The organism is Sphingobacterium sp. DR205, from assembly GCF_011064245.1.
GTDB lineage: Bacteria > Bacteroidota > Bacteroidia > Sphingobacteriales > Sphingobacteriaceae > Sphingobacterium > Sphingobacterium athyrii.
The window spans coordinates 5,479,032-5,496,069 of sequence record NZ_CP049333.1; the positions used below are offsets into that span (position 1 = coordinate 5,479,032).

General features: G+C 39.6%; 12 protein-coding genes. 7 read left to right on the plus strand and 5 right to left on the minus strand.

The window, feature by feature from the left end; translation table 11 throughout:
• Positions 1-95 precede the first annotated feature (95 nt).
• Positions 96-704 carry a sigma-70 family RNA polymerase sigma factor gene (locus G6053_RS23460; RefSeq protein ID WP_108636602.1) on the minus strand — a complete coding sequence of 203 codons (609 nt, stop codon included), beginning with the start codon at positions 702-704 and terminating at the stop codon, positions 96-98.
• A gap of 503 nt (positions 705-1,207) precedes the next feature.
• Here G6053_RS23460 and G6053_RS23465 point away from each other — a divergent pair.
• Positions 1,208-1,732, plus strand: coding sequence for a GNAT family N-acetyltransferase (locus G6053_RS23465; RefSeq protein ID WP_165308732.1), 525 nt, complete (start codon positions 1,208-1,210; stop codon positions 1,730-1,732).
• Between the two features lie 51 nt (positions 1,733-1,783).
• Positions 1,784-2,539 carry a hypothetical protein gene (locus G6053_RS23470; RefSeq protein ID WP_206531811.1) on the plus strand — a complete coding sequence of 252 codons (756 nt, stop codon included), beginning with the start codon at positions 1,784-1,786 and terminating at the stop codon, positions 2,537-2,539.
• Positions 2,540-2,568: 29 nt separating this feature from the next.
• Here the strand turns inward: G6053_RS23470 and G6053_RS23475 are convergent, their stop codons facing one another.
• The 4 genes from G6053_RS23475 to G6053_RS23490 form a co-directional block, all read right to left on the minus strand.
• Positions 2,569-3,678: a dienelactone hydrolase family protein gene (locus G6053_RS23475; RefSeq protein ID WP_165308733.1), complete on the minus strand. Its 1,110-nt coding sequence runs from the start codon at positions 3,676-3,678 to the stop codon at positions 2,569-2,571.
• 155 nt (positions 3,679-3,833) lie between these two features.
• Positions 3,834-4,280, minus strand: coding sequence for a nuclear transport factor 2 family protein (locus G6053_RS23480; RefSeq protein ID WP_165308734.1), 447 nt, complete (start codon positions 4,278-4,280; stop codon positions 3,834-3,836).
• Positions 4,281-4,483: 203 nt separating this feature from the next.
• A complete protein-coding gene (locus tag G6053_RS23485) occupies positions 4,484-5,092 on the minus strand; it encodes a hypothetical protein (RefSeq protein ID WP_165308735.1) in 609 nt (202 codons plus the stop codon).
• Positions 5,093-5,586: 494 nt separating this feature from the next.
• Positions 5,587-6,033, minus strand: a complete 447-nt coding sequence (locus G6053_RS23490; RefSeq protein WP_165308736.1) for a nuclear transport factor 2 family protein — start codon at positions 6,031-6,033, stop codon at positions 5,587-5,589.
• An 891-nt stretch (positions 6,034-6,924) separates the two neighbouring features.
• Here G6053_RS23490 and G6053_RS23495 point away from each other — a divergent pair.
• The 5 genes from G6053_RS23495 to G6053_RS23515 all read left to right on the plus strand — a co-directional run bounded on the left by G6053_RS23495 (position 6,925) and on the right by G6053_RS23515 (position 17,037).
• Entirely contained in the window at positions 6,925-9,546 is a 2,622-nt protein-coding gene (locus G6053_RS23495; protein ID WP_241254820.1) for a glycoside hydrolase family 78 protein, read from the plus strand.
• A gap of 260 nt (positions 9,547-9,806) precedes the next feature.
• The gene (locus G6053_RS23500; RefSeq protein WP_165308738.1) at positions 9,807-10,391 is read left to right on the plus strand and encodes a sigma-70 family RNA polymerase sigma factor; all 585 of its coding nucleotides are present in this window, start codon (positions 9,807-9,809) and stop codon (positions 10,389-10,391) included.
• Positions 10,392-10,516: 125 nt separating this feature from the next.
• A complete protein-coding gene (locus tag G6053_RS23505) occupies positions 10,517-11,731 on the plus strand; it encodes a FecR family protein (protein ID WP_165308739.1) in 1,215 nt (404 codons plus the stop codon).
• A gap of 105 nt (positions 11,732-11,836) precedes the next feature.
• Complete coding sequence (locus G6053_RS23510) at positions 11,837-15,241, plus strand: TonB-dependent receptor (RefSeq protein ID WP_241254821.1); 3,405 nt, start codon at positions 11,837-11,839, stop codon at positions 15,239-15,241.
• 5 nt (positions 15,242-15,246) lie between these two features.
• Positions 15,247-17,037 (plus strand): RagB/SusD family nutrient uptake outer membrane protein, encoded by a 1,791-nt coding sequence (locus G6053_RS23515; RefSeq protein WP_165308740.1) that lies wholly within the window; start codon positions 15,247-15,249, stop codon positions 17,035-17,037.
• Position 17,038 lies beyond the last annotated feature (1 nt).

Genomic DNA, 17,038 nt, shown 5'->3' on the forward strand with positions numbered 1-17,038 from the left:
TTATCTTCTTTTTAGCTAATACACTTCAAAAGCAGACATCATCTGCTCCGATCGTAATTTTATTTTACTTTTTTTCAGCCTAAAGAAAACGGTAGCTATTGATGCTGCTGGAGGAGTATAAAAGAAGCTATCAATAGCGTTGACTTATCCAAAACACCATGCCTTTCTTTGATATATTTTGTAGCTTTTACGATATGATCGTTGATTGTTGAAGTAGATATCCTTAACAAGGTACTCACCTCGGCGTAGCTTTTCCCTTCGATCTTACAAAGTCTATAGATCAGCCTGCGTTGAGGCGGAAGCTGTTCGATCGTTTGCGACAACCATTGTTCGTCCTGTTTTTCGTTTAATTGTTCCTCTACATGGGTATAGAGCTGTGTATTATGGAGACTAAGATAGGCTTGTATCTGTTTCTCCAGATTATTTTTGCGGATAAAGTTATATACCGTGTATTTTGCAATCTGGAATAAATAAGACCGAAAAGACTGTTCGATATCAATCAGCTCGCGCTTATCCCATACTTTTATAAATACTTCCTGTAAAAGTTCTGCAGCATCCTGTTCGGATTTGACCATTTTACGAATATTGAGGTAAATACGACCACTGTACAAACTGTAAATCTGACGAAAGGCAGTTTGGCTGCCCAAACGCAAGTCAGACAGCATCTCTTTTTCTTCCATATGATCATATTTCGGTTTATACATAGTCACTCAAGTGAAAATATAAATAACGGATTACCAAATCTTGCTCTTTTCTCATATATTGTCGTCAAAATAGCAAGAACTATCCCTTTCGTTGAAAAGTAAAATGCTAAAGCTTTATTGTATTTGGTTATCCCCTCTCCTATTTCGTGTACCATAGATCTCTATTAGAATAAGTAAAAGGATCGTGCCGGCATTTCCAAAAAATTGAGACCCTAGCATGGCTCGAGCAGAACTATTGATACATCCATAGGATTGAGTAAAACAAATATAAAAAAACTAAAACGGTTTTGCTTATTTTGGGAGAAAATTACAAAACAGAAAGCGAAGAACTGTCAAGGTATCGAACAAAAATGACTACTGAAAATAAAAACAACACAAAATAGAAGAAACATTAAGCCCAATTAACTAACTTCATCTATATAATAACAATTAAATCAACTATCCTAACATACATTCAGATTGACACTTTTTTGTTTGAACAAGATATAAAACTATTGCTGAATATGGAAACTACTATCTCAACAGAGAAATTGCTATTAAAAACTGTCGAACTGTCCGACTTGCAAAATATGCACAATCTCAGGACCAATCCCCAGGTTGCTAAATACATCGGAAGAGATCTCAATAAAAGTCTTGAAGAGACAAGACAGTTTATTGAAATGGTCAGAAAAAATAAATTCTATTTCACAATTAAAACAATAGATAAAAATGAATTTGTGGGAACTATAACCTTATGGAATATTGACTGGAGCAAAAAATATGCAGAACTTGGCTACGAATTGCTTCCGCAATTCCAAGGTAAAGGATTAATGAGTGAAGCTGTAAAGGCCCTATTAAAATATGCTTTTCATGAAATGGGAATTGAGGCAATTGAAGCGTATACACATCGCGAAAACATAGCTTCCAAAAAGCTGCTGGAACGCCTGGGTTTTAAATTGGTCGCTGATAAAATTGATCCGGACGTTTTAGACAATATTATTTACGGAATAAATAAAACCGAACAGGAAATCTCAACTGATCATTACTGATCTAATTTATTAATTTCATAGGCATTTACATACCAGATAACAAAGGAAGAGATGAAATTTAGCTTTTTAATTGTAGCGCTATTTGTTTATAGCTTTGGTCACGCACAGGATTCAGATGCGTCAAAAAAAGCCAACATCAGCCATATTATCTCACTGTTCAAACAAAAAAACATAGATGAGATTTCAACGGTCATAAACTATCCCTTGAAGCGGGAAAACCCCATTCCAGCGATAAAAAATCCGAAGGAATTCAAGCAAAGGTTTCATGAGGTTTTTGATCAGACACTTGTGGATCTGATTGCACATTCAAAACCAGAACAATGGACAGAAGTTGGCTGGCGGGGAATCATGCTCGACAATGGCACACTATGGATAGATAGCGAAGCAGGAAAAATAACAGCAGTAAACTATCAGAGTCCATTCGAAAAAAAATTAAGACAAACACTGATTCAAAAACAAAAAGAACACATACACAATTCTTTAAAACAATTCAAAAACCCAGTTTATACAATAAGGTCCGAAAAATACCTGATCAGAATAGATGAATTAGCCAACGGAAAATACAGGTATGCTTCGTGGAAGATCGGAAGAAAAGAAAACATGCCACCTGACATTATCCTGAGTAACGGCAAACTGGATTTTGAAGGAAGCGGCGGTAATCATGTCATCACTTTTACCAACGGGATTTATACCTATGCTATCTATCGAAATATTATAGCGGAAAAAGATGCATCGGATATTACGCTTGTTGTCAAAAAAAACAAGCAAAAAATTTTAACGCAAGGGGGAACATTGATAGCGGAATAAAACGTATTGGATGACAAAATAAAAAAATATTATTCTTCCTCTTTATTAAACATCATTCTAAAAAAATCCAAAGCCAATTTTCCTCCCATGGGTAGATACATAAATCCGTGACCGCCTTTCGCTACTGATTTCAGTACCCATTTTTTCTGTTGTTTCTTTACATTCCGGCGAACTTTCAACAGGTCATCATAGCGATAGAGACTATCATCTTTCGCATGCAGGGAGTAGATGGAATGAAAAACTTCCGCAATCTTCGGTTTTGCCGAAATGGTATAAAATGCACGGAAATCTGTTTGCTGTTCTTGCGCAAACTGATAAGACACATTACCTCCCATAGATAATCCACCCAAATAAATCCTATTGGTATCAATACAATAGCGTAGCTTAACCTCAGCTAATATCGTCGAAATAAGCGCGGACATATACTTGTAGTTCTTCCACCCCGGATTTCCTTTTTGAAAGGGATAGATCACAACCGAATTTGTACTATCGCCAATGTTAAAAATAGGTTCAAACCGGGTCTGAGGATCCACAGTAAAAGCTGCTGTATTTGTGTCGACCCCGCCGTGAAAAAAAAACAAGGCTCTTGTGGCTGTATCACTATGATAGCCTCGGGGAACAAATACAAGATATGGAATTTCCAGCCCTTCCTGATTAACATGATATAAGGCAAAGCCTGCTTTTGCATTTTTGTGGGATGTCTGTTTTTCTGAAATTGCATTGGCGACAACTTCATTTTGCCAAATTCTGTCCCGCTTATATTTTTCCTTTATGTGTAATTCCATGCGCTCAAGAATTTTTTTGTAGGAATTATCATATAATATTGATTTAAAAATGGAATCGTTTTTAAAATAAGACAGCTCCTCTTCATTGTCACCTAGCCCCAATTTAACTCCATCCTCTAACCATTCCATAGCAAGATCGTTTTTACCGCACTGAAGTGCTACAACCAAAGCATTGGCATAATCATACTTACCTCTGTCACCTTGTTGATGAAATGCTTTTTTAAAAGTTGAAAGCGCATCGCTATATTTTTGTGATTTTATCTGTGCTGCTGCCAGATCCATCAACTGTTCATAGGATTGAGCAAAGGAGCACTGAAATGAAAGCAATGCAATAAAAAGAATTAAAATCTTCATATATAAGCGGGTTAATTGTTTATTATACGATCATGTACCGATGTGTTTAGCAAAAAAAATTATTACTGTATACATTGCTAAATTTTACAATCATTCGAATAAAAAGCCACGTTGTATCGCGCGGCTTTCCAACATATATATTTTAAACAACATGCTTATTGATATGCATCAATGGATTTAGATACTTTCCAGCTGTTACCTTCACGGACCAAAGTCACGAGGTCAGTCATTGTAAATCCCTCGAATTTTAACGTTACTTTTGCGATCATATAGTCGGCTGACTTTTCGACAATCTGAGCACTCACGTTACAATTCAACTTCTCTCCGGCTTGTTTTTTAAAGAATCTGATCACCTCCGTACGGTTATTGGTCACAGCATTTTCGGACTGGATCTTTTGACTGAAATCAGTTGTAAACAACTGTTCCACACCTGCTGATTGTCCCTCGGTAGTAACCGCGATATACCGGTCAAACGCCATATCCGCCGTAGAAAGATTAACAGTGGCTTTCGATGATTTTGTCGTTGGTTTATCAGCTGCCATCGCAAATGTAGATACTGTGATTAATGCTGCGGCGAAGTATGTTTTTACAAGCGTTTTCATAATGTCTTTGTTATGTTGTATTCGTTCTTTATCCGTAATGAAGCTATCATGAGCATCACTATTTATGCTTATGATGGTATCTTATTTTCTATTCATTGATTCAAAACTACAACATAACGCTACCTTAGCCTATTTTCTTTAGACCAACGGACAGGAAAACTCGGTGAATGGCAGAATTTGGGCGGTAAGCAGTAGCTAGAAATTCAGCTCAAATCGTCGATTTCACTTTGAACATTAAGACGGGCCTGTTCTTCATATTTTTCGTAGAAAAAATCCGTTTTAAATATCTTTTCCATGGCAAGAAAACTTTGTAAAACACGCTTTCTACCCACATCAAAATAAATTGAATCTCCATATTCTTTACGAATACCAGAAGCGTATTTTGCATAAGATGCGCTATCTGCTCCCAATATAGACATATCAGCATCAATAAAATAATTGATATCAGAACTGCTATTCACTGAATGTGTTTTTGTGGCCAGAATCATCTCCCTACAGGTGTCGATCAAATCTGATGGATAGTTCAATCTACGTAAATGATCCACCGAAACCAATGCACTTTTTTCTTCATTAGTGCCATCCAGCATAAAGTATACTATATCATGATAAATCATGGCCAAATTGGTTGTCGGAAAATCGGACAATTTGTGTTTACAAAGATCCAACTGCTGGCTAAAATGTTGCAGATGTGCCAACGTATGGTAGCCTCTTCGCTGATCGGAATATGATGCTGTGATTTCATTCCAACATAACTCCAATAGTGGGGTATCATCGGTATATGGCTCCAAGCACGAAAAATATACCGCTCTCATTTTTAAGTGATCAACTATCATAAGTAAAGCTAACTATTTTTATGCGTATATTCTTTTCAAACAATTTATGTAGTTAACTTTAAAAAGGAATAAAAAAATGGCGGATGTTCATCATATAAAACTTGTAAACCGGAATGCGAAAACAAGCTGTCCGGTATATGCTAAAACCGAAGACAGCTGGTGGACATTCAATATATATGCGATCAAGCCCAATCAGAAAGTACATATACCAACAAAGTACATATACTAACATTGAAACTTTATAAAGTCCGCGTTTGCAACTGAGACCAGCGAATTGACAATGGATCAATCGCTTCGCAGGTAAGAAACTGTGCTAGCCGATTGGTTATCTCATTAAGCCAATTCTCTTGGTGAAAAAACAATAAAAGCCACATCTCACGACGTGGCCACTAAACTAAACTTATAAACTTATGATTCACTAATAGTCAGGCTATGAGCTAACTTGACTCACTACTAGCTTTTGATTCTTTGTCCTATTTATAGGTATTTACAGAGCCGGACACTTTCCAAGCGCCATGATCATTGATTAAAGTCACGAGGTCTGTCTTGGTAAAATCTTCAAATTGCATCGTTACTTTCGCAACCATATAGTCTGCTGACTTTTCGATAATCCGGGTATTCACTTTACACTTGAGCTTCTCGCCGCGTTGCTTTTTCAGGAATTTGACAACTTCTTTGCGATCATTTGTTGTTGCATTTCCTGATTGGATCTTCTGGCTAAAATCTGCTGTAAATAATTGCTCTAAATCTGTTGACTCCCCCTCAGTGATCACCGCAACATATTGGTTCAGAGCAATGTTTGCCGTGAATAGATTAACTATGGCTTTTTCCGATTTTGGAGAAGTTTTATCTGCTGCAATAGCCAAGGTAGATACTGCTATCATTGCTACCGCCAGGAATGTTTTTACTAATGCTTTCATAATATCTTGATTTTATTATATTCGTTCCGTTGTTCATATTTGTTGATTCAAAACTACAACTCAATTGTCGCCAGCCCTACTGGCTTTAGGTTAACGGATATAAAAACTCGGTAAACGAAGGAAATAGGGAGGCGAAATTTAAAATGCAATCATTACCAAAGAAGGTCTTGCGAATCAAACAGACCTAAAAGCAATACTGTCGTCAAAACTAAAAGCAAATAGAAGCCGGCAGAAAATTATAATATTAAAGCAGCAAAAAAAGCTAAAATAATGAAGTAAGAAGCGGCTGAACAAAAGGGATTCCCTTACCAGTTTCTATATATAATTTCAAGCTTACGATGAATTGCCTCCATCCATCTGTACACACTGCGGGTTCATATCAAGAAACAAAATCCTTTACAAAGGGAAAAGGCCAACAAGATTTTTCTATTGAAAAAGGGAAATATACATTTGTAATTTATGCATCAGGGACAAACAAAAGTTTACCCACTATAGAATAAGAAGTAACATTGAATACTGTAAATTTTGAGGCCTTAAAGGCCGATAGGGATTTTATGCTTGATCAGGCCTCTTTTGAGGTGCAGGAAGGCCAAATTAAAAGTAATTCAATAGCAACTAGAGTAGAATAACGCCAAGCACATCGATAACCTTATCACCATCAAATACTGCCGTATATCCACTTTGAAGCCCTACATACCGCCGAAAGTTGCCTCCTTTTTACTAACCAATTCTTTTATGGTGATGCGCAATTATTCTTAAAAAAAACAAACAGGATAGTACATGACACTTATATCAAATTTATTTGTGATAATAGTGAATCATTCCGGATCTTCGGCTAACCCTCAATCCTAAAATATGGCACCATTTATAAACACTCTGCTTCAAAAAATTATGATGTCAGGATTTATATGTATAATTTCCATCAGCACCTTTGCCCAAAAATTAAGCGTAACTGACCTTAAAGTGGAACACCTTAAAAATCCTATGGCAATCGAAACCGATAGTCCCCGGTTCAGCTGGAAGATAAGTTCTTCGGTAAAAAATACACTACAGTCCGCTTATGAAATTAGAGTAGGTCGTGATAAAGCCGCGATGAATGCGGGAAAAGATCTGGTATGGAAAGCGGTGGTATCGAGTGATCAGTCGGTACTGATTAAATATGAGGGGACTGCATTACAATCAAAAAAAAGATATTTTTGGCAAATTCGGGTAAAAGACAATCATGGCAATACTTCCGCCTGGTCTGAACCCGCGTTCTTTCACATGGGCATTAGCCCCGCGGATTGGACAGCGACATGGATCAAAGTGGCCGGAAAAGATACTACGGCAAGAAGCCCTCTTTTCAGAAAAGAATTTGTCGTTAATAAAAAGCTTAAATCGGCAATTGCCTATGTGACCGCGAAGGGATTGTACGAAGCGCGTATCAATGGTCAGCGCGTCAGCGATACCTATTTTGCTCCGGGATGGACCAGTTACAAGGATCATTTGCAATACCAGGTTTATGATGTAACCACGATCTTAAAAAGCGGTTCCAACGTATTTGGAGTTAGTCTCGGAAACGGCTGGTATAAGGGACGGATTGGCTTTGGAAATCAGCACAATTTTTATGGCGATACGCGCGGATTGCTCTTGCAGCTTGTAATGGAATATACAGACGGCACGATGGAAACGATCCAAACCGATAAAAGTTGGAAATATGCTTACGGACCGATTATGGCATCAGATATTTATGATGGTGAAATCTATGATGCCCGAATGGAAATAAGCGGCTGGGACAATATTGGCTATCAGGAGGATAATAAATGGAATGCGGTCGGCACAATGGAGAAAGGGTCGGAAAAACTTGTCGCAATGAGCGGCCCGCCGGTCAAAAAGCATGAACTGTTCAAAGCGCTTAAAATCTTTAAAACACCAGCGGGCGAGACCGTTGTGGATTTCGGACAAAACCTGGTAGGCTGGGTCATGCTTAAAGCCAAGGGTACCGCCGGAACTAAGATCACATTGAGCCATGCTGAGGTACTTACAAAAGAAGGTAATTTTTATACCACAAACCTAAGATCTGCAAAGGCACAGGATATTTATATTTTAAAGGAGAATACCGAACAGGTCTTTGAACCTCATTTTACGTTTCAGGGCTTCAGGTATGTGAAGGTCGAGGGCTATCCGGGAGAATTGACAACCGAAGACCTTACTGCTGTCGCGCTATACTCTGCGATGGAGACCACCGGAAAATTCGCTACTTCCAATAGTCTACTGAACCAGCTACAACATAATATTCAATGGGGACAGAAGGGAAACTTTTTAGATGTACCCACGGATTGTCCACAACGTGATGAGCGTCTAGGCTGGACGGGTGATGCACAGGCCTTTGCCAATACAGCGGCTTACAATATGGATGTTGCGGGATTTTTTACCAAATGGCTTAAAGATGTGAAGGCCGATCAACAGCCCAACGGTTCAATCCCCCATGTGATCCCCAATGTACTGGGTGTGAATGATGGGGCATCAGCAGGTTGGGCAGATGTAGCTACAATTATTCCATGGGATATGTATGTGGCTTATGGTGATCGGCAGTTGCTGGAAACACAGTTTGAGAGTATGCGAAAATGGGTTGATTATATCTCTTCCGTGGCCAAAAATAATCTTTGGAACTCCGGTTTTCATTTTGGAGACTGGCTTTTCTACCGTCCTAATGATGACAATGACGGAAGAGCTGCAGTTACAGATAAATACCTGATTGCCCAGACTTTCTATGCACATTCTACCCAATTATTGATCAATGCAGCTAAAGTATTGGGCAAACAGGAAGATGTCGCGAAGTACAGCGCGTTGCTGGCAAATATCAAATCCGCTTTTGTGAAGGAATATATGACAGCTACGGGACGATTAGTTTCTGGAACACAAACGGCTTACGTGCTAGCACTACAATTTGATATGTTGCCCGAAGAACTTCGAGCAGCATGTGCAAATCGTTTGGTAGCGAACATCCGTGATTATGGGACTCATCTCACTACAGGATTTTTGGGTACCCCCTATTTATGTCATGTGCTGACCAGATTTGGCCATAATGATGTAGCATACGATCTCCTGATGCAGGAAAGCTATCCTTCATGGCTTTATCCCGTCAAAATGGGTGCAACAACAATATGGGAACGATGGGACGGGATTAAGCCGGATGGTTCTTTTCAAACACCGGATATGAACTCCTACAACCATTATGCATATGGAGCAATTGGGGACTGGATGTACAGAACGATTGCGGGCATCAATTCGGTCCCCGAACAACCAGGTTACAAAGCTATTGTCATCGCACCCAAACCAGGTGGTAAAATAACCAATGCCGCCGCAGCATTAGAAACCCCATATGGTCCGGTAAAATCGGCATGGACACTAGAAGACGGATTGTTAAAACTTGAGGTCACTATACCTGCAAACACTAATGCAAAAGTAATACTGCCCGACACTACAAAAGAAATCGGTTCGGGAACCTATCATTTTGAAAGTAAACTTTAATTGCTTAAGATCACTAGTTACATCCTAATTTTCAGAAAATAACGTGCGAACAACACATTGAAATGGATCTTCGAGTGGTCCCATAATGATCTGATATGTCTAATTCCATTTTGGCATATGACCTCGCTGCTCCTATATGGCGGCGAATGGTCTCAGGTTGCCTATCTTGATTTCGAAATGTTTCATTTTGAATTAATACCTTTTTTATATAAATTTAATATCAATTTTGTTTCTTTAGACCAACAAAAACCTATGTAATAATGGATTTGAAAGGATTTCCACTTGACTTAGAGGAATTTGAACGATTTCAGATGGCTGATGGGAGAGTTTTTCGAAAAATATTTGACCGCTATAAACCCAGTTTACAGGGGAAAGTATGTCGTTTGACCTCTTCTCCGATAGAGGCCGAAGAAATCGTGCAGGAAGTTTTTGTCCAGCTATTTCTCAAACGAAATGAAATTCCGTCTGCTGAAGCAATATTTCCCTTTCTCTATGTGGTCGCCAAAAGATTGGCCATATCTAATTTCCGAAAAGAAGTCATCCGAAAACAATACCAAATGGATCACGGAAATATCCAATTAAATGCAACATCCTGTGCACACATACAGCTAGAACAAAAGGAATGTGAACAGATGCTGGAAAAGATTATTGATGCCCTTCCCGTACAACAAAAACGGATTTACCAAATGAATAAATTTGAAGAAAAGAGCTATAAGGAAATTGCGGAGCATATTGGCATATCCCGAAATACGGTGAGAAACCATTTGACTGCTGCCTGTAGTTTTGTCAAATTAAGACTCCAAAAAATCCTCTTCACGCTGGCCGTCCTACTAGTGCTATGCTAACATACTGCTCTTTTGCAGCTTTTCCCCAATTTTGTAACAGCTATTTCTAAAAATTTTATTTTTTTGACTAGTACATTTTGATAGCTGATGCGAATAGATAGTATAGCATGTAGAAATCAGCATCGATGTCAAAAATAGAAGCTTACAAGAGATTAATCCGTCAGTATTATGATGACAACCTCCAAGGAGAGTCGTTAACACAGTTTATAAAATATATGGACGATGAAGATTTTTTGGATGCTTGGGAACAAATAAAGCTTGAAGAAGAGACAGTAAACAGGCTTGGATCCGAAATAGACAACCAAAACATGTTTGAAAAAGTCACAGCTGATGAGCGCATCAAGCATCAACTGCTGGAGCTGGATCCGTTAAGAAAAACAGTTATGTTTCCTTGGCGAAGTATAGTCGCCGCGGCCCTGTTATTAGTCGTCGGAGTCGGTTCACTTATTTATTTTATCGGAAGATTAAACGGGGCATTGGTCAAAGAGAAGCAGCTCACAACCAATAGGATAGAAACGGTTCTTCCGGGGAAAGATCGTGCCGAGATTATACTAGAAAACGGACGACGAATTGATCTGGAAAAAATCAAAGGCGACACAATTATTGACCATGGTGATTTTGAGATTATCAAAACCGCAGCTGGAAGTATTTCCTATCATATAAAGGACGGTGTTGACCCCCATAAACCTGTTTACAACAGCATTGTAACGCCAAGGGGCGGTGAATATAATCTTACATTGCCTGATGGCACACAGGTGTGGCTCAATGCATCTACTTCGTTAAAATATCCTGTTGTTTTTGATAAATCAAAACGAGAAGTAGAACTGTATGGTGAAGCATATTTTGACGTAGCAAAACGAACCGAACTGGGTAAACGAACCCCTTTTATTATCCATACAGGCGCACAATCGATAGAGGTATTGGGAACTTCTTTTAATGTGCAGAACTATGGAAAGAAAATCATTACCACCTTAGTGGAAGGTAAAGTAAAATTGAATTTTAAGGATACGACAATTCCGGATCAATTCCTGCAGCCCAATGATCAGGCCATATATGAACATGAATCAAATCAGTTTTCCATAGATCCCATTGATCCTTTCTATTCTATCGCATGGAAAGATGGTAATTTTGCCTTTTATAAAACACCACTTGTTGAAGTAATGGCTATTATCGGTCGCTGGTACGATGTTCAAGTGGAATTTAAATCTAAGTTTGAGGATTTTCAATTTTCGGGTACAATATCGAAATATAGTGACATCAAAAAATTATTAAAGACTATCGAACTTGTAGGTGGTGTTCATTTTGAATTAACGGGGAGGAAAATATATGTAAAAAACTAATCTTTTACAACCAAAGGCTTCAGGAGCGTTGCGACCGCCCCTGAAGTTGGTCTCATAGAGACAGTTGACACATCTTATCAAATATTAACTTAAAATATCAACCGAATGCAAAAATACAAAAAAAATCGGTCTGTTTTTCCTATGGATTTTAGGAAGGACATCACCCTCAAACCATTGGTTATGAAACTGTCGATCGCAGTGCCACTACTCCTTGCAACTAGCCTAAGTGCATATGCTAGTTCTTTCGGACAAACAATCAATCTCAAAAAAAATAAAGCAAGCCTTGAAACCTTGCTAAAAGATATTCAAAAGCAGAGCGGATATAATATCCTATATAAAGAATCGCTCTTGCCAAAAAAACGTACAGCTGATGTAAAATTCATCAATGCACCGTTGCAGTCTGTATTGGATGAACTACTTGGCAAGTATCAAATTGTCTACAGAATAGTCGATAAGAATATTATTCTGAGCAAGGGTACCAGTATGACGCATGAAGCTGCCGAAGGTAAGGTTGCCGTGGTCCAACAAAAGATAGTAAAAGGTAAGATACTGGACGCAAAGGGAGAACCATTGCCTAATGCTACTGTAAATGAGGTAGGAGCCGTCAATAGGACTTCTACACTCGAAGATGGCTCTTTTACTCTACCAGTAGCCACCAATACCCCCACACTTCATGTCAGCATGGTAGGATACCAAGCTGTAAATTATAAAGTCACAACCAACGAAAGCGTCGAAATCAGACTCCAACAAACCGTAACTTCGATGGAGGAAGTAGTGATCGTAGGCTATGGTACGCAAAAAGCATCGACCGTCACAGGTTCCATTGTCGATGTCAAAGGAGATGTATTAGACAGGGCTCCGGTGATGAACGTCACCAATACGCTTGCGGGACGGCTACCGGGTTTAGTGGCAACAACGACTTCTGGCGAACCGGGAAGTGATAATTCAACACTTCGGATTCGTGGAGCTAATACCTTGGGGGACAATTCACCCTTGATCGTCGTCGATGGGATCGCCAACAGATCTATTGAGAGACTCAATCCTCAGGATATCGAAAGTGTGACGATATTAAAGGACGCATCGGCCGCCATCTATGGTTCCCAAGCCGCCAATGGTGTTATTCTGGTAACGACAAAAAAAGGAAAAAGCGGTAAACCGCAGGTTAGTTTGACGCATAATCAAGGCTGGTCTCAACCCACTATCATTCCAAAGATGGCAGACGCTGCAGAATATGCACAAATGCTCAATGAGATCGGTATCTATGCTGGTCAAAAGCCAAAATACAGCGAAGAAGAGTTAGCCTTATTCCGTGCCGGCACAGATATCTGGAAATATCCCAATACAGATTGGTTTGACGCAACATTTCATGCCGCAGCACCTCAACATAAAACTGCGCTCAATATTACTGGCGGTTCGGAATATCTAAATTATTATATCTCGGGGGGCTATGACAAACAGGATGCTATCTATAAAAATTCAGCAACAAAGTTTAACCAATACAATTTCCGGAGCAACCTGAATGGAAAATTCAATGATTATATCAAATATGGGGTTAATGCCGCATTGCGTGAATATAACCGAAATTATCCAACGCGTTCCGCCGCAGATATCTTTGGAATGATCTTAAGGGGTAAGCCGAACATGCATGCGTATTGGCCGACCGGACAAAATGGCCCTGACATAGAATACGGAAATAATCCGGTCGTTATCACAACCAATCAGACCGGTTATGACCGAAATAAAACCATGATGCTCGAATCCAGAGCAAATCTGGAAATCACGATTCCGGGAGTTGACGGCTTATCTATAAGTGGGAATGTTGCCTATGATAGAACGTTACAAAACGACAAATTATGGCAGACACCGTGGACATTGTACAATTGGGATGGCAAATCAGTGGACAATAACGGCACACCAGCGTTGGTCGCCGGACTGAAAGGATTCACCGCACCACAGCTCCGGCAAGATTTTAATACTAAAAATCTATTGACTTTAAACGCGCTGATTCGCTACGAAAGAAATTTCGGCGAAAAGCACCATTTCAATGGTTTGGTGGGAGTAGAAAAAATTAAAGGTGATAATATGGAGTTTTACGCTTTTAGAAAATACTATGTATCTGCCGCCATTGAAGAGTTATTCGCAGGTGGCGATGCTGAAAAAGATAACTCCGGTCAATCCGCCATGCAAGCCAGACTCAATTATTTCGGCCGCCTAAATTATGACTTTGACAACAAATATTTATTGGAATTTTTATGGCGTTATGACGGTTCCTATAAGTTTCCAAGTAACAAACGGTTCGGGTTTTTTCCGGGAATATCGGGAGGATGGCGCTTATCCAATGAGGCATTCTGGCAACCTATCAAGTCTGTGGTTTCTGACCTCAAATTAAGGGCTTCTTGGGGTCAAACAGGTAATGACCGTATAGATGATTATCAATTTATGTCAAGTTATGGCTTCCTGACAGGGGCTTCAAATGTGTATGTTTTTAATGGCACACAAGAAAATAAAGTCTTGAATGAGCTTAGAATACCTAATCCAAATGTAACTTGGGAAGTCGCCAACCAATCCAATTTTGGTCTGGATGCTAAATTTTTGAACAACAAACTAACGCTAACCGCTGAATATTTTTATAATGTCCGAACCAATATTCTATGGAACAGAAATGCCTCCGTTCCCTCCACCTCGGGACTCACCTTACCCAAAGAAAATATTGGCGAGGTAACAAACAAAGGATTTGAATTGCAACTAGGTTATGCTGATCAGGTCAATGGTTTTCACTACGCAGTTAATGGAAATATAGCGACCAATCATAACCGTATTCGTTTTTGGGATGAAACTCCGGGAATCCCTGATTATCAACAGTCCACAGGCAGACCCATGAATGCTAAGCTCTATTACAATGCGATAGGTATATTTCGGGATCAGGCCGCTGTCGACGCTTATCCGCACTGGGCCGGAGCAAGACCTGGGGATATCGTCTTTGAAGATGTCAATAAGGATGGTAAAATAGACGGTCTGGACCGTGTGAGATCTGAAAAAACTGAACTTCCAACATTGACTGGTGGATTTAATATTGACTTATCTTATAAAGGATTTTATACAAGCTTATTCTTCCAGGGTGCTGCTGGTGCCATCCGCAACAATTATTACGAAATGCAGGGTGAGGCGGGCAATTATCTCAAGCAAAATGTCGAAGGGCGATGGACAACGGAGAATCCCGATGCTTCAAAACCGCGTACATGGAACCGATACAATGAATATTGGAGATCCAACGATAATACCTATTGGCTACAAAGCTCCAATTATGTACGGTTGAAAAATTTTGAATTCGGTTACAATTTCTCGGATGATATCTGTAAAAAACTTCGGTTGACTAGACTCCAGTTATATTTCAGTGGGCAGAACCTGCTCACCTGGACAAAAGTAAAAGATTTCGATCCTGAAACAACTGCAGCGACGGCATACCCCCTCAACAGAGTGTATAATCTAGGCCTTTCACTAACATTTTAATAGCCATGAAAAGACAATTCAATTTATTCATATTATTAGCGACTTTGACATTTGGCTCTTGTCAAAAGGACTTTTTAAATACAGATCCTTCAACGGAGTTTTCTGAAAACGCGGTTTGGACCGACCCTGCACTGGTAGAGACATTTATCAATCAATTATATTTCAGATTGGACGAGCCATTGACAGATGGCCGATTCAAGGCTAACCTGGTCGATGAAGGACATTATCGTGGGAATGCGGCTTCTCTAAATTTTAACCGCAGCATCCAATCTCCGGACGATCTTCTAGGTTGGGGGGTATCACGCTATAGATCCTGGGCCGATCTGTATAAAAGTATCCGGTTTTGCAATCTCTTTTTTTCGAAGGTTGATCAAGTTCCATTTTCAGCTAATCTCATTGATGGGAAAACAATGAAAGATCGTATGACGGGTGAAATGCATTTTATGCGGGCATATTATTATCATTTATTGACAAGTACATACGGTGGCGTACCCCTAATAATCGATCCTTATACACTGACTGATGAATTCCAAAAAGAACGGAGTTCGTACGCGGATTGCGTCAAATTTATGGCAGATGAACTCGACAAAGCTGCCACATTATTACCACTTGATCATACAGGTGCCAATCTGGGACGTGCAACCAAGGGGGCAGCACTCACACTAAAGGCTAGGATCCTACTCTACGCTGCGAGCGATCTTTATAATAAAGACGTATTTCCGGGATTTGAAAAACCTGAATTGATACGTTATACTGATGGAAATCGCACAGCAAGATGGCAGGCTGCAAAAGAGGCAGCCAAAGCCGTCATTGATCTGAACAAATATAAGCTATATAAAGCGACACCTGCTGTAACGGATAACATTTCCCAAAACCTAACTGAAATCTTCCTTAGTAAAAACACCGAAGAGGATATTTTCATTAAGTATTTTACGGTTCCGATGGGACAACGTGTAGGATTATACTCCTCACCCAATGGTTACCATGGCTGGGGTACAAACGCTCCGCTAGGTGACTTTGTTGATGATTTTGAGACACTAGAAGGTAAAAAATTTGACTGGTCTGACCCAGCTATGGCAGCAAACCCCTACAGCAATAGGGATCCCAGGTTTGCAGCAACAGTGCTTTATAATGGTGCCTCTTGGAGACAAAGACCGGATGATGCAAAAGGACTGGACACCGAAAACAAAGTACAGACAGGAAGATGGGAACGCTGGAATGCTACCACTGGAAAAATAGACCTTATTTATGGTGTTGATACACGAAAAAGCACAATTGAAGACTGGAATGGATCCTATACGGGCTATTATTTACGCAAATACATTGATCCTACAGTAAACGCGCAATATGATAAGCAAGCGGTGACTTGGCGTTTCATGCGTTATGCGGAAGTCCTTTTGAATTATGCTGAAGCTTGTATTGAATTGGGACTGGAGGATGAAGCCCGCACCTACTTAAATATGATCCGTAAAAGAGCCGGGATGCCAGCCATTACCGACGCAGGAGTCGCACTGAAAGAAAGATACCGCAATGAAAGAAGAATAGAACTAGCTTTTGAAGAACATCGTTTCTATGATGTCCGTCGTTGGTTACTAGGCCCTCAAATTTATAACCGAACAACAAAGGTTGCAGACATTGTGTACAAAATGAACCCTGACCACAGCACGGCAAGCATACCGACGATCAGGCATATTGATTTTGAGAAATATAGCTGGATAGATAAAGCCTATTTTTTGCCTATTTTACGCGATGAATTAAAAAAGAACAATTTACTCATTCAAAACCCCGGATATTAAC